General features: G+C 68.8%; 1 protein-coding gene. It reads right to left on the reverse strand.

Features of this window, described 5'->3' with window-relative positions; genetic code table 11:
- A partial coding sequence (locus tag J0695_RS40840) for an ATP-binding cassette domain-containing protein (protein WP_206969852.1) occupies positions 1-669 on the reverse strand: 669 nt, incomplete at both ends.

Below are 669 nucleotides of genomic sequence, written 5' to 3' on the forward strand. Positions count from 1 at the left end.
CTGGGCGGCCTGGGTGTGGAACATCGCGGCGTATCGCCCGTCCGCCGCGATGAGTTCGTCGTGACTGCCCTGTTCCACCAGGCGTCCCTGGTTCAGTACGTAGATCGTGTCGGCATAGCGGACTCCGGACATGCGGTGGGTCACCAGGACGACGGCCCGGGTGGGCCCCGCGAGTTGGCGGATCCGCTCGAAGGCCGCGATCTCCGCTTCAGGGTCCAGTGCGGACGTGGGCTCGTCGACTATCAGCACGTTGTCCGCCGTGCTGGTCGCGCTGCGCCAGTGGGTGCGGGCCAGACCGATCTTCTGCCATTCGCCGCCGGAGATCTCCGAGGCGCCGCGGAACATCCGGGCGAGCAGTGTCCTCAGCCCGTGGGGCAGTTTCGCGATGACGGGGGTCGCGCGGGCGTAGTCGACCGAGGGCTCCAGTTCCTCGTGTTGCGCTTCCTGGTGGGGGCGGCCGATCCGGATGTTCAGCGCGGCCGTCACCGGCCAGCGCTGGAAGTCCTGGGTCAACAGGGAGACACGGGAGAAGACTTGGGAGCGGTCCAGGTCGGCCAGGTCAGGCGAGTCTCCCCAGCGGACGGTGCCGCTCTGCGGAAGCAGCAGCCCTGCCAGGACCTTCATCAGCGTGCTCTTGCCCGAGCCGTTCTCGCCCACCACCGCGGTCAC

Source organism: Streptomyces beijiangensis (assembly GCF_017315755.1).
In the GTDB taxonomy this organism is placed as follows: Bacteria; Actinomycetota; Actinomycetes; order Streptomycetales; family Streptomycetaceae; genus Streptomyces; species Streptomyces beijiangensis.